General features: G+C 64.1%; 12 protein-coding genes. 9 read left to right on the top strand and 3 right to left on the bottom strand.

Translation table 11 applies throughout. The annotated features are described in order from the left end of the window. The first annotated feature begins 100 nt into the window (after positions 1 to 100). On the top strand, positions 101 to 667 hold the full coding sequence (locus C7446_RS03210; RefSeq protein ID WP_121171236.1) for a GNAT family N-acetyltransferase: 567 nt from the start codon (positions 101 to 103) through the stop codon (positions 665 to 667). Positions 668 to 671: 4 nt separating this feature from the next. After that, positions 672 to 1,157: a hypothetical protein gene (locus tag C7446_RS03205; RefSeq protein ID WP_147408718.1), complete on the top strand. Its 486-nt coding sequence runs from the start codon at positions 672 to 674 to the stop codon at positions 1,155 to 1,157. Between the two features lie 133 nt (positions 1,158 to 1,290). On the opposite strand, the gene C7446_RS03200 is transcribed toward C7446_RS03205, so the two are convergent. After that, positions 1,291 to 2,085, bottom strand: coding sequence for an SDR family NAD(P)-dependent oxidoreductase (locus C7446_RS03200; protein WP_121171232.1), 795 nt, complete (start codon positions 2,083 to 2,085; stop codon positions 1,291 to 1,293). Between the two features lie 97 nt (positions 2,086 to 2,182). Next, the gene (gene nadC, locus C7446_RS03195) at positions 2,183 to 3,034 is read right to left on the bottom strand and encodes a carboxylating nicotinate-nucleotide diphosphorylase (RefSeq protein WP_121171230.1); all 852 of its coding nucleotides are present in this window, start codon (positions 3,032 to 3,034) and stop codon (positions 2,183 to 2,185) included. A 94-nt stretch (positions 3,035 to 3,128) separates the two neighbouring features. Here nadC and ampD point away from each other — a divergent pair, with 94 nt between their 5' ends. After that, positions 3,129 to 3,716 carry a 1,6-anhydro-N-acetylmuramyl-L-alanine amidase AmpD gene (gene ampD / locus C7446_RS03190; RefSeq protein ID WP_425454101.1) on the top strand — a complete coding sequence of 196 codons (588 nt, stop codon included), beginning with the start codon at positions 3,129 to 3,131 and terminating at the stop codon, positions 3,714 to 3,716. A 101-nt stretch (positions 3,717 to 3,817) separates the two neighbouring features. Here ampD and C7446_RS16435 read toward each other — a convergent pair whose 3' ends face one another. Then, positions 3,818 to 3,988 carry a hypothetical protein gene (locus tag C7446_RS16435; RefSeq protein ID WP_170149989.1) on the bottom strand — a complete coding sequence of 57 codons (171 nt, stop codon included), beginning with the start codon at positions 3,986 to 3,988 and terminating at the stop codon, positions 3,818 to 3,820. A gap of 143 nt (positions 3,989 to 4,131) precedes the next feature. On the opposite strand from C7446_RS16435, the gene aceE reads away from it, so the two are divergent. The 6 genes from aceE (at position 4,132) to C7446_RS03160 (ending at position 12,422) form a co-directional block, all read left to right on the top strand. After that, positions 4,132 to 6,819 (top strand): pyruvate dehydrogenase (acetyl-transferring), homodimeric type, encoded by a 2,688-nt coding sequence (aceE, locus tag C7446_RS03185; RefSeq protein WP_121171226.1) that lies wholly within the window; start codon positions 4,132 to 4,134, stop codon positions 6,817 to 6,819. A gap of 69 nt (positions 6,820 to 6,888) precedes the next feature. Further along, complete coding sequence (gene aceF / locus C7446_RS03180; RefSeq protein WP_121171225.1) at positions 6,889 to 9,024, top strand: dihydrolipoyllysine-residue acetyltransferase; 2,136 nt, start codon at positions 6,889 to 6,891, stop codon at positions 9,022 to 9,024. 241 nt (positions 9,025 to 9,265) lie between these two features. After that, positions 9,266 to 9,931 carry an adenylate kinase gene (gene adk / locus C7446_RS03175; RefSeq protein ID WP_121171223.1) on the top strand — a complete coding sequence of 222 codons (666 nt, stop codon included), beginning with the start codon at positions 9,266 to 9,268 and terminating at the stop codon, positions 9,929 to 9,931. 130 nt (positions 9,932 to 10,061) lie between these two features. Continuing rightward, positions 10,062 to 10,742, top strand: coding sequence for a tRNA (adenosine(37)-N6)-threonylcarbamoyltransferase complex dimerization subunit type 1 TsaB (tsaB, locus tag C7446_RS03170; RefSeq protein WP_121171221.1), 681 nt, complete (start codon positions 10,062 to 10,064; stop codon positions 10,740 to 10,742). 15 nt (positions 10,743 to 10,757) lie between these two features. Then, positions 10,758 to 11,558: an undecaprenyl-diphosphate phosphatase gene (locus C7446_RS03165; protein ID WP_121171220.1), complete on the top strand. Its 801-nt coding sequence runs from the start codon at positions 10,758 to 10,760 to the stop codon at positions 11,556 to 11,558. A gap of 6 nt (positions 11,559 to 11,564) precedes the next feature. Next, on the top strand, positions 11,565 to 12,422 hold the full coding sequence (locus tag C7446_RS03160) for a class I SAM-dependent methyltransferase (RefSeq protein ID WP_121171218.1): 858 nt from the start codon (positions 11,565 to 11,567) through the stop codon (positions 12,420 to 12,422). The last annotated feature ends 4 nt before the right edge of the window (positions 12,423 to 12,426 follow it).

Raw genomic sequence — 12,426 nt, 5'->3', positions numbered from 1 at the left:
CCGAGCCGACTTCACCGGCCGTTACGGACTGGGGCAGAATGCCGGTTGCCGGTAACCGCGCGTTGACCGGCAGCAACCATGCAAGCCGGGAGAGTGGCTGATGCTGGATCGTTTACGCTTACGGGAAGCCCGGGCCGAGGATGCCGCCGATCAGGCCGAGGTCTTTTATCATGCTGTCATGCAGGGCGCTGCCGGGCACTACAGCCGGGAGCAGCGGGAAGCCTGGGTGCAGGCCCTGCCTCGGGAGGCAGCAGCCTGGGTGGTTCGCCATCTCCATCATCGTACCGTGGTGGCCGATCTGGATCGGCGCTGTGTCGGTTTCTGCGAGCTTGGCCTCGGCATGCCGCGCCAGGCTGCCGCCATCGTTACCCTGTATGTCTGGCCCTCCCTGGCGGGGCGGGGGATCGGCAGTCGCCTGCTGGCAGTGGCTCTTGATCAGGCGCGCGAGGCAGGGGCCGCCATGATCATGCTGGATGCCAGTGTAATGCTGGCGCCCTGGTTGTGTGCCAACGGCTGGGAGCATCTGGGCAGTGATGTGGTCGAACGTGCAGGTGTCTCGCTGCCACGCGAACGCTTTCGCTACAGACTGTCCGACCATGACGGCGTCATGCATGCGAAAGCGGCGCCCGGGCAGCCTCAATTTCCTGCCAGTGACGAGAAACGGTAACGGCATGACTGACTCTTCCGAGCCCTTGTTGTTTGTGGAAAAACGGATCAATACCAGCTTTCTGACGATCGCCTTTGCGGTGTCGGCGGCCGGCGGTGTCACCCTGCTGATGCTGGCCTGGCAGCAGCAGCGCTGGCAGCTGCCGGTGCCGATCGGCCTGCTGCTGCTGGCATGGGGGATGATGATGGGGGGCAATCTGCATCGACGCAGACGGCTCTCACCGATCCTGCGGCTGGAAGCGGACCGGCTGCGTTACATCGGCGCGCCCGCCTGGGCGCCGCGGCTGCATGATGTGCCCTACGATGATATTGCCGCCATTGAAAAGGAAAACCGTTCGATCATGCGCCTGCGGCTGGCCTCTTCCGGCAAGGCCTGCAGTATCCCGATCGGACTGCTGCCGCGAAGCGAGCGGCAGCGTTTCAGCGAAGCGCTCAGGGCGCGTTGCGACAGGCAGACCGAGTCGGCAGGCTATCCTGCCTCCGGGCACTGAATATTGGTGCGTCATGCCGGGCACGCAGCAGTTGGGTACTCTCCGGCGCGGGTAGCCTGTTGTCGCTGGCTGCACCCAGGGGGCTCGTGTCACGGGATACGGCCCCCCGGTCATACGCGGTCAGACGCGACGATCAGGAGATGAAGTCGATGATTCCGCCTTCCACCCGCAGGGCAGCGCCGGTGGTCGCAGAGGCCTGGGGTGAGGCGGCATAGACGCTCATGCTGGCGACCTCGTCCACCTCGGCCATGCGCTGGATGATCGAACTGGGGCGGTTTTCCATGACGAATTCGGCCCCCACTTCCTCCACTGACTTGCCGCGTTCCCGGGCCATGCCTTCCAGCATGCTCTCCACGCCCTCGGAACGGGTCAGGCCGGGCAGGATCGAGTTGACGGTGACGCCGGTGCCGGCCAGCGCCTTGGCCAGCCCCCGGGCCAGCGAGACCACGGCGGTCTTGGTGACCCCGTAATGAATCATGCCGGCCGGGATGTTGTAGGAGGATTCGCTGCCGAGAAACTGGATACGGCCCCAGCCGCGATCGCGCATGCCGCGGGCATAGTGGCGGGCCACCCGGACACCGCTCATGACGTTGACCTGGAAGTAGCGCTCCCACTCTTCGTCATCGATGTCGAAGAAGTCCTGTGGGCCGAAGATGCCCATGTTATTGACCAGGATATCGGTCTCGGGCACTGCATCGAACAGGACCCGGGCGCCTTCCGCGGAGCCGAGATCGGCCGCGACGCCTGACACGGAGGCGCCGGGGACGGCATTGCGCACCTGGCGAATGGCCTCATCCACACGCGACTGGGTGCGACCGTTGACCACGACTTCGGCCCCGGCATTGGCCAGGCCTCTGGCAATGGCCAGCCCGATGCCGGCGGTCGAGCCGGTGATGAGAGCATGTCTGCCGGAGAGATCGATCTGCATGGGGTCTCCTGTGGTGTATGCCCGGTGGCCCGGCGCGTGGCCGGCCGCCGGGGAGGGCGGTTGATCATGGCCGGCGCCGTGGGCGGCCGGCGGGTACTCAGGCCTCGTCCAGCGTGATCGGCATCGACATGCCGATGGCCCGGACACTGGCGGTCAGATCATGCAGGACCAGTCGGTCGATACCGGTATCGGCCAGTCCTTGCAGTGCGGTTTCATCGCTCGCGCTCAGGGCTTCCAGCCGGACACGGCCGGCATTGCGACGGGCCGCCTCGGCGACCTGTGCCGGCGTGAAGCACTCCAGTCGCACGAAATCGGCCCTGGCCGCCACGGCCGCCTCCAGTTCATCGGGGCGGTCGATGACCACACCGACCGTCAGTTCGCCGGCGATATCGCGAGCCTCGGCCACGGCCCGGGCAATATTGCCGCAGGCTGCGACATGCGCCGCCTCGATCAAAAAGGCATCGTGCAATCCGGTACGGTGGCTGAAGCCACCCCCGCACTGGACGGCATATTTCTGCGCCAGGCGCATGCCCGGCAGGGTCTGGCGGGTGGCGATTATCTCGATGCCGTGATCGGCCAGCAGGTCGACACAGTGGCGGGTGCGGGTGGCCGTAGCGGACAGCGTGCGCAGCACGTTGAGCGCGGCTTCGCGCCCGGCCAGCAGCGAACGTGCCGCCCCGTGCAGTGTCAGAATGGCAGTGTCGGCTGCGACCCGGTTGCCGTCGAAGTGCGCCCACTCGAGACGGATGGTGGGATCAAGGCGGCGGAAGAGCTCTTCCACCCAGGGGACGCCGCAGAGTATGGTGGCTTCATGCACCATGATATGGGCATCGGCCTCCCGATGGCCGGGCACCAGCTGGGAAGTGATGTCACCGGGGCCGATGTCTTCGGTGATCAGTCGCGCCGCACTGATGCGGATGTCTTCGGCAAGGGCTTCCTGAAACTTCATGGACGGACTCTCTCGAACAGGCTGGTCCACGGGGCCGGTCGACCGTGGCGGACCCGACGGTCACGACGATGCCAGTATAGAACAGGAAACGGGCTTGCAGCAGAATCAGAGGTCATGGCAGCAGCGCGCCACGGAGCTCATCGAGGGGCATCGGCTGCGCGGCGCGCGCCAGGTCCCGTCGCCCAATTGCAATGAGCGGCCCCGGGGAGAGGTGTCCCTGGTGGTGGTGCATGCCATCAGCCTGCCGCCGGGCGTATTCCGGGGCGATGCCATCGAGCAGCTGTTTACCAATCGCCTCGCAGCACATGGTCATCCCTTCTTCGCCGCCATTGCCGGACTGCGGGTCTCGGCGCATCTGCTGATCCGGCGCGATGGCGAGTGTATACAGTTCGTGCCCTTTGACCGGCGAGCCTGGCATGCCGGCCGCTCCTGCTGGCAGGGGCGTTCGCAGGTCAACGATTTCAGCATCGGTATCGAGCTCGAGGGAGATGCCCGCCCCTTTGCAGCCGCCCAGTATCACCGGCTGGGCGGTGTGCTTCAGGCACTGGTCAGATCCTATCCCGGGCTTTCCCTTGACCGGGTTGCCGGACATGAGCAGATCGCGCCGCTGCGCAAGGAGGACCCCGGCCCGGGTTTCGACTGGCAGTACCTGAAGCGCTGCCTGCATCCGGTTCCGCCATGATCGATGCTGCCGAGCGGATGGCATCGTCCGCTTCGCCCAGCTACATTGCATGTACGATCCCCGGTATGCCGACCGCCTTTCCGATGTATTCATCCGTCAAGTCATCGTCGCGTACTATCAATGGTGCTGCCCTCAATTGGCACGGCGCGGCGTTTCAGGTATCTTTTTTCACCGATTCTGATACTACCGCAGCGAGTCACTACGCCTGCTCCCGGCAGTTCACGATAATGCTCCGGCTGCGTCGTCATCCCGGTATCAATGCCTTCGGTCATTGTCGACACTCGTGTCGATGCCGCGGGCACGGTACCGTTGCGACTCCCATGAGACGGCCCGCCCGGAACCGCGCGCCCCTGAACAGTGCCACAGGCCCCACAAGGGCCCACCGATCACTCATCTTCTATTCGGAGAGATATCTATGAGTCTGGAGGCAAGAGAGGATCTCGATCCGACCGAAACCCAGGAATGGCTGGAGTCCCTGGCGTCGGTCGTTGATCGGGAAGGCGAGGAGCGTGCCCAGTACCTGTTGACCCGTCTGGCCGATCGATTGCGTCGTGATGGGAAGATTCCGCCGTTTTCCGTTAACACTCCCCATCGCAACACCATTCCGGCGCATCGTGAAGCGAAGATGCCCGGCGACATGTTTCTCGAGCGCAAGATCCGTTCGGCCATTCGCTGGAATGCCGTGGCTCAGGTGCTGCGTGCCAACAAGAAGCACAAGGGCTTGGGCGGTCACCTCGCCAGCTATCAGTCCTGCGCCACCCTCTACGAGACCGGTTTCAACCATTTCTTCCGTGCCGACAGCGATCAGCAAAAGGGTGATCTGGTCTACATCCAGGGTCACGTCACGCCCGGTATCTATGCGCGTTCCTATCTCGAGGGGCGGCTGAACGAAGAGCAGATGGACGGTTTCCGGCAGGAAGCGGAAGGCTCCGGTCTCTCTTCCTATCCGCACCCCTACCTGATGCCGGATTACTGGCAGTTCCCCACCGTCTCGATGGGACTGGGGCCGATCCAGGCGATCTATCAGGCGCACGTCATGAAGTACATGCACGCGCGCGAGCTGAGCGACATGGGGGATCGCAAGGTCTGGGCCTTCCTCGGTGATGGCGAGTGCGACGAACCGGAATCGCTGGGCGCCCTGCACCTGGCCAGCCGGGAAAAGCTCAACAACCTGATCTTCGTGATCAACTGCAACCTGCAGCGTCTCGATGGCCCGGTACGCGGCAATTCCAGCATCATGGATGAACTGGAAGGCATCTTCCGGGGCGCCGGCTGGAACGTCATCAAGGTGGTCTGGGGTGGTCTCTGGGATCCGCTGCTCGAGCGCGACAGCAAGGGCATGCTGCAGCGTCGCATGGACGAGGCGGTCGACGGCGAGTACCAGAACTACAAGGCCCAGGGCGGCGCCTATACCCGCGAGCACTTCTTCGGCAAGTACGACGAAACCCGCAAGCTGGTCGAGGACTACACCGACGAGGACATCTTCCGCCTCAACCGCGGCGGGCATGATCCGCAGAAGGTCTATGCGGCCTACCATGAAGCCTTCCACAACGCCGGCGATCGGCCCACGGTAATCCTGGCGCATACCGTCAAGGGCTACGGCATGGGCGGCGGCAGCGGTGAAGCCGACATGGAAGCGCACCAGATCAAGTCCATGGATACCGATGCGCTCAAGGCCTTCCGCGATCGTTTCGGCGTGCCGATCTCCGACAAGCAGATCGAGGATGGCAACATCCCGTACTACCGGCCGGAAGACGAGACGCCGGAGATGAAGTACCTCCATCTCCAGCGTGAACGGCTGGGTGGCTATCTGCCGTCACGGCGTACCGATTTCGAGCAGCTTGAAATCCCCGGACTCGATGACAAGATGTTCGCGACCCAGATGAAAGGCTCCGGTGATCGCGAAGTCTCGACCACGATGTCGTTCGTGCGTGTACTGGGCGGACTGGTCAAGAACAAGCAGCTCGGCTCGCGCGTGGTGCCGATCATTCCCGATGAGGCGCGCACCTTCGGCATGGAGGGCATGTTCCGCCAGCTGGGCATCTATGCCGCCGAAGGCCAGAAGTACGAGCCCGTCGATGCCGGCCAGATCATGTACTACCGCGAGGATCAGAAGGGTCAGATTCTCGAGGAGGGCATCACCGAGGCCGGTTCGATCTCGGCCTGGCTGGCGGCCGCAACGTCCTATGCCAACCATGATCTGACGCTGATTCCGTTCTATATCTACTATTCGATGTTCGGATTCCAGCGCGTCGGTGATCTGGTCTGGGCAGCCGGTGATCTCCAGGCGCGCGGTTTCATGGTCGGTGGCACCGCCGGTCGTACCACCATCAACGGAGAAGGCCTGCAGCACCAGGATGGTCACAGCCATGTGCTGATGTCGACCGTACCGAACTGCCGCTCCTATGACCCCTGCTATGGCCACGAGCTGGCGGTCATCCTGCAGGATGGCATGAAGCGGATGTTCCAGGATCGGGAGAACTGCTTCTACTATCTCACGGTGATGAACGAGAACTATCATCATCCCGAGATGCCCGAAGGCAGCGAGGAAGGCATCATTCGCGGCATGTATCTGCTCAGTGAAGGCAAGGCCGGGCGCAAGAAATCGCCGCGGGTGCAGCTGATGGGCAGTGGCACCATCCTGCGCGAGGTCGAGGCTGCCGCCGAGCTGCTGAAGGAAGAGCACAACGTGGTTGCGGACATCTGGAGCGTGACCAGCTTCAACGAGCTGCGTCGTGAAGCGCTTGAATATGATCGTCAGCAGTTCCTGGCGCCGGATGACAAGCGCGAGAAGCCCTGGGTCACGCAGCAGCTGGAAGGCCGCGAGGGGCCGATCGTGGCCTCGACCGACTACATGAAGCTCTACGCCGACCAGATCCGTGCCTGGGTGCCGCAGAACTTCTACGTGCTGGGCACCGACGGTTTCGGGCGTTCGGATACCCGTGAAGCGCTGCGTCGCTTCTTCGAAGTGGACCGGTATTTCGTCACCGTGCAGGCACTGCGGGCGCTGGCAGAGCGCGGCGAGATCGAGGCGAAGGTCGTGACCGACGCCATGAAGAAATATGATATCGACCCGGCCAGGCCCAATCCGCTGGTGAGCTGATTATCCCCGATGGGCGAGGCCATGGCCTCGCCCTTTCACAGGCCATGGCCAGGTGAGAGGAGCGCGACCTTGAGTAGTGAAACCATTAAGGTCCCCGACATCGGGGGCAGCGAGGGCGTCGAGATCATCGAGGTCTCGGTACAGTCCGGCGACACGATCGACCCTGAAGACACCATGATTGTGCTGGAGTCCGACAAGGCCAGCATGGACGTGCCCGCGCCGAAGGGCGGCAAGGTCACGAAGGTGCTTGTGCAGGAGGGCGACAAGGTCTCCGAGGGCGATGACATCCTCGAGCTTGAAGTTGCCGGCGAGGACGACGCCGGCAGTGACGAGAGTGGCGGGGACGAAGAAGCCGATGCCGACAGCGGGGATGAACAGGCCGCCTCCGCTTCGCAGGAGGAGTCGGAAGAGGACTCGAAAGCCTCGCAGCAGGGCGGTGACGGGTCATCGCGAAAGCAGTCGCAGCAGAAGTCCGCACAGAAGTCCGGTGGTGGTGGCCGTCGCACCGTCGAGGTACATGTGCCGGATATCGGCGGCAGCGAAGGCGTCGAGATCATCGAGATGGCGGTCAGCGAGGGCGACGAGGTCAGCGAGGAAGATGCGCTGATCACGCTGGAGTCCGACAAGGCCTCGATGGATGTGCCCAGTCCGTACAGTGGAAAACTGGTATCGCTGTCGGTCAGCGAGGGTGACAGGGTCTCCGAAGGCGACCTGATCGGCACCATGGAAATCGCCGGCGAAGAGGGCGATGACGCCCCGGCAGAGGATGACGAGCCGGAAAGCCGTGATGAGCCGGAAGATGCCGGTGACGAGGATGACGACGACGAGGATGAGGATGACGCCGAGTCGGGTGGTCGGCAGGAGCTGCGCGTACCGGATATCGGGGGCAGCGAGAATGTCGAGATCATCGAGGTCGCGATCGGCGAAGGCGACGAGATCAGCGAGGAGGATACGCTGATCACGCTGGAGTCCGACAAGGCCTCGATGGACGTACCGAGCCCTTACAAGGGCAAGGTGGCCGAGGTCAGTGTCAGCGAGGGCGATACGGTTTCCGAGGGCGATCTGATCGGCTACATCGAAGTCGCCGGCAGCAAGCCCGGGCCGAAAAAACAGCAGTCGCAATCCTCCGGCGGCGGACAGAAGAGCGAGCAGCAGGCGACGAAGCAGGAGAGTGCCCGCCGCGAGCAGCCCGCCGAGGAGAAGAAGGACGAAGGCAGTTACGGTGGCGAGCAGGCTCCGCGCCAGAGTGACAGCCAGCAGCGCAGCAGCGGTGCCGGCGTGCATGCCGGTCCGGCGGTGCGGCTGATGGCGCGTGAGCTTGGCGTGGATCTGGCCGAGGTGAAGCCCAGCGGACCGAAGAGCCGTATCCTCAAGGAGGATGTCGATGCCTTCGTCAAGCAGGTCATGCAGACCCGCAAGGAAGAGAGTGGCAGTACGACCCGGGCGCAGTCGCAGGGCGAAGGAGGGGGCGGCATTCCGCCGATCCCGGCTGTCGACTTCAGCAAGTTCGGCGAGGTCGAAGAGAAGCCGATGGGCCGGCTGATGAAGGCCGGTGCCACCAACCTGCATCGCAGCTGGCTGAACGTGCCACATGTCACCCAGTTCGACGAGGCCGATATCACCGAGCTGGAGTCCTTCCGCAAGTCGATGAAGGACGAGGCCCAGGCCCAGGGCGCCAGGCTGACGCCGCTGCCGTTTCTGCTCAAGGCCGCTGCTCATGCACTGGCGAAGTATCCCCAGTTCAACGTCTCGCTGCACCCGGATGGCGACAAGGTGGTATGGAAGAAGTACTTCCACATCGGCATGGCCGTCGACACACCCAACGGACTGATGGTGCCGGTGATCCGGGATGTCGATCAGAAGGGGCTGCTCGAGCTGGCGAAGGAGGCCGGCGATCTGGCCGCGCGTGCCCAGGAGGGCAAGCTCAAGCGTGACGAGATGCAGGGCGGCTGCTTCACCATTTCCAGCCTCGGCTCGATCGGTGGCACCGGGTTTACGCCGATCGTCAATGCGCCCGAGGTGGCCATTCTCGGTGTCGCCAAGTCACAGACGAAGCCGGTGTGGGATGGGGGGCAGTTCCAGCCGCGGCTGATGATGCCGCTGTCGCTCTCCTATGACCATCGCGCCGTCAACGGTGCCGATGCCGCACGCTTTACCGCCTATCTGGCGCAGCTGCTCAGTGACATCCGTCGCCTGGTACTGTAGCGCCTGACAGGAGGTACCGTGAAAAGCGGCCCGCGGGCCGCTTTTCCTCTTTCGGGCAGCACGGCGTGCAGGCCGCCGGACCATGGTGGCAGGGCGCAACGCTTGTACCTTGTCCGTGCGGCCGGTATGGTCTGTCACAGACCCCGCTGGTACACATGTCCAGTCCCTCATCGAGCAGAACCGGTCCTCGTGGCCGGTTCTGCTCATGCATCACGACCGATACGAACAAGGAGCGGCATCCATGCGCTTGATTCTTCTGGGCCCCCCGGGTGCAGGCAAGGGCACGCAGGCGAAATTCCTCTGTGAGCGCTACGGAATCCCGCAGATTTCCACCGGTGACATGCTGCGTACCGCCATTCGCGAGGGCAGTGAGCTGGGCCGGAAGGTCGAGGCTGTCATGAATGCCGGCGAACTGGTGTCCGACGATCTGATCGTCTCGCTGGTGAAAGAGCGTATTGCTCAGCAGGATTGTGCCAACGGTTTCCTGTTCGATGGCTTTCCGCGCACCATTGCCCAGGCCGATGCGACCCGCGAAGCGGGGGTGCGGCTGGATCACGTGATCGAGATCGCCGTTGACGAGGACGAGATCGTCAAGCGGCTTTCCGGGCGGCGTGTTCATCCCGATTCAGGCCGTGTCTATCACATCGAACATCAGCCACCCCGCCAGGTGGATATCGATGACGAGACCGGTGAGCCGCTGATCCAGCGCGACGATGACCGCGAGGAGACCGTACGCGATCGTCTGCGGGTCTATCGTGATCAGACCCGGCCGCTGGTCGACTACTACCAGCGGCTGGCAGCCGACGCGCCCGACCAGGCCCCTGCCTACCATCGGGTAGAGGGCATCGGCAGTGTCGAAGAGATTCGCGAGCGCATTCTGGCGGCACTGGAAAGCAAACAGACCTGAGAATGGCGAGGTTCATGCTCCGTTAAGGCGGCGTTGCTACTGTGCCGCTTCGCCGGGCGGAGCATGTCCTTTTTGACGCCGTCCCCTGCCTTCGTATAATGCCTTCCAGTTTCTAGCGCGGCAGATCCTCATGACACGAATCCTGGCTCTGGATACCTCGGCTGCGAGCTGTAGCGTCGCACTCTGGTGTAATGGAGAGGTAACCGGGACCTGCGAACATGCCCCTCGAGAGCAGTCGCGCCGACTGATGCCGATGATCGATGAACTGCTGGCAGCCAGCGGCCTGGCGCTCTCGTCGCTGGATGCGGTGGCCTATGGTCACGGTCCCGGCTCGTTCACCGGCATTCGCATTGCGGCGGGCACTGCCCAGGGGCTGGCATGGGGAATCGAACGCCCGTTGCTGGGTATCTCCACGCTCGAGACGCTGGCCCTGCAGGCCCATCTGCAAAGTGGCATCGGGCTGGTGCTGCCGGCACTCGATGCCCGCATGGGAGAACTCTACAGCGCACTTTATCGGGTGCATGAAGGGCAGCCCGAACTCCTGCTCGAGGAGCGGGTGCATCCCCCGGGTGAACTGAGCCTGCCGCCGTTGAACGACGACGAGACCCTGCATGGGGTGGGCAGCGGCTGGCAGCTCGCACAACAACTACCCCGGGACGTTCGCGTCCGGGCCAGCCGGGTCGATGCCGGCCATGAACCGGAAGCTTCGGCCATGGTACGTCTGGCGGCCGCCAGGCTGGACGCCGGGAACTTCAGGGCAACTGCTTACGCGATTCCGGTCTATCTGCGGGATCAGGTTACCACGCGCTAATCCGAGGCTTGTTCCATGGAGTGGATGCACGTCGTCATCCTTGCCCTGCTACAGGGCGTTACCGAATTTCTGCCGATTTCCTCTTCTGCTCATCTGATTCTCCCCTCTCAGCTGCTGGGCTGGCCCGATCAGGGGCTGGCCTTCGATGTGGCGGTTCATATCGGTACCCTGCTGGCGGTCATCATGGCCTTTCGTCATGAGGTGGTGGCGATCCTCAAGGGCTGGTGTGCCCAGGTCTTCGCGGGGCGACCGAATCAGGAAGGACAGCTGGGCTGGGCGGTGCTTATCGGCACACTGCCGGCCGTGATCATCGGTTATCTCTGCGAGGACCTGATCGAAACATGGGGGCGATCGGCGGCGGTCATTGCCACCACCACGGTGGTGTTCGGCCTCGCCCTGTGGTGGGCGGATCGCGCCGGCGCCCGGGCCCGTGACAACACCCGGCTCGGCTGGCGTCATGCCCTGCTGATCGGGCTGGCCCAGGCGCTGGCGCTGATCCCCGGGACGTCACGCTCGGGGATCACCATCACCGCTTCGCTGCTGCTGGGGTACTCCCGTCAGGCGGCCGCACGCTTCTCCTTTCTGCTGTCGATCCCGCTGATCATTGCCGCCGGCAGTCTCAAGGGGCTCGAGCTGTGGCAGACCGGCAGCGACGCCCAGTGGTTTGATGTAGGGGCCGGGGTGGTGCTCTCCTTTATCGCCGCGCTGCTGTGTATCCGGCTCTTTCTGGCAGCGCTGGATCGCATCGGCATGCTGCCGTTCGTGATCTACCGGCTGATCCTGGGGCTCTTTCTGTTCCTCTTCGTGGTGGCCTGAGGCGCGATGGCGGCCTCGCGTTGCGCAGACGAGCCTCGCCCGCTGCGAAGCATCGAACCGCTGCTGCGTCCTGCTGCCGGTCAGCTGGTCGTCAGCGGCGCGAGCGACGCCGAACGCATGACAGCGCTGGCCGAGTGGCTGCAGACAGCCGCGCCCCTGGAGACCAGTGCGTCCGGGGCAGGCTCGCCGCTCGAGCTGCGTGAAACGCAGGCCGGTCTGGTGCTGGCCGGTGATCAGCGCAGCTTCGGGGCACCGGTACAGGTGGATTTTCTGGCCGGTCGGACGGCACATCGTCAGCAGTTCGGCGGTGGACGCGGTCAGCTGGTGGCACGCGCCTGCGGACTGAAGCGGGGCGTGACTCCGCATGTGGTTGATGCTACCGCCGGTCTGGGGCGGGACGCCTTCGTGCTGGCGGGGCTGGGCTGCCCGGTGCTGATGCTCGAGCGCAGTGCCGTGATTGCGGCCCTGCTGCACGATGCTCTGGTACGGGCCGATCGGGATACCACGCTCACGTCAGTCATGGCACGACTGTCGCTGATCGCGGCCGATGCCGCCGTCTCGCTGACAGCGGCGGTTGCGCGGGCGGAATTTGCTCCCGAAGTGATCCATCTCGATCCGATGTATCCCCATCGCAGCGGCTCGGCGCTGGTCAAGAAGGAGATGCGGCTGTTCCGCACGCTGGTGGGAGATGACGATGATTCGCCGCGGCTGCTGGAAGCGGCCCTGGCGACGGCGACGCATCGGGTGGTGGTCAAGCGGCCGAAGGGCGCGCCGGCCATTGCCGGGCCCGCGCCCCAGCACAGTCTGGAAACCCGTGGCACCCGCTATGATCTTTATGTTCACCGTGCCCTGGAGCGACGCTGAGCCA

This window comes from Kushneria sinocarnis, from assembly GCF_003633775.1.
GTDB classification, from domain to species: domain Bacteria; phylum Pseudomonadota; class Gammaproteobacteria; order Pseudomonadales; family Halomonadaceae; genus Kushneria; species Kushneria sinocarnis.
The sequence above is the reverse complement of the archived record's forward strand: the minus strand, read 5'-3'. Positions and strand labels throughout refer to the sequence as shown.

Bases quoted from the DNA above. Each gene is read 5' to 3' on its own strand.
- nadC (WP_121171230.1), bottom strand. From the start codon at position 3,034: ATGAAGTTTCAGGAAGCCCTTGCCGAAGACATCCGCATCAGTGCGGCG.
- C7446_RS03210 (WP_121171236.1), top strand. From the start codon at position 101: ATGCTGGATCGTTTACGCTTACGGGAAGCCCGGGCCGAGGATGCCGCC.
- C7446_RS03165 (WP_121171220.1), top strand. From the start codon at position 10,758: ATGGAGTGGATGCACGTCGTCATCCTTGCCCTGCTACAGGGCGTTACC.
- C7446_RS03205 (WP_147408718.1), top strand. From the start codon at position 672: ATGACTGACTCTTCCGAGCCCTTGTTGTTTGTGGAAAAACGGATCAAT.
- tsaB (WP_121171221.1), top strand. From the start codon at position 10,062: ATGACACGAATCCTGGCTCTGGATACCTCGGCTGCGAGCTGTAGCGTC.
- adk (WP_121171223.1), top strand. From the start codon at position 9,266: ATGCGCTTGATTCTTCTGGGCCCCCCGGGTGCAGGCAAGGGCACGCAG.
- C7446_RS03160 (WP_121171218.1), top strand. From the start codon at position 11,565: ATGGCGGCCTCGCGTTGCGCAGACGAGCCTCGCCCGCTGCGAAGCATC.
- C7446_RS03200 (WP_121171232.1), bottom strand. From the start codon at position 2,085: ATGCAGATCGATCTCTCCGGCAGACATGCTCTCATCACCGGCTCGACC.
- C7446_RS16435 (WP_170149989.1), bottom strand. From the start codon at position 3,988: ATGACCGAAGGCATTGATACCGGGATGACGACGCAGCCGGAGCATTAT.
- aceE (WP_121171226.1), top strand. From the start codon at position 4,132: ATGAGTCTGGAGGCAAGAGAGGATCTCGATCCGACCGAAACCCAGGAA.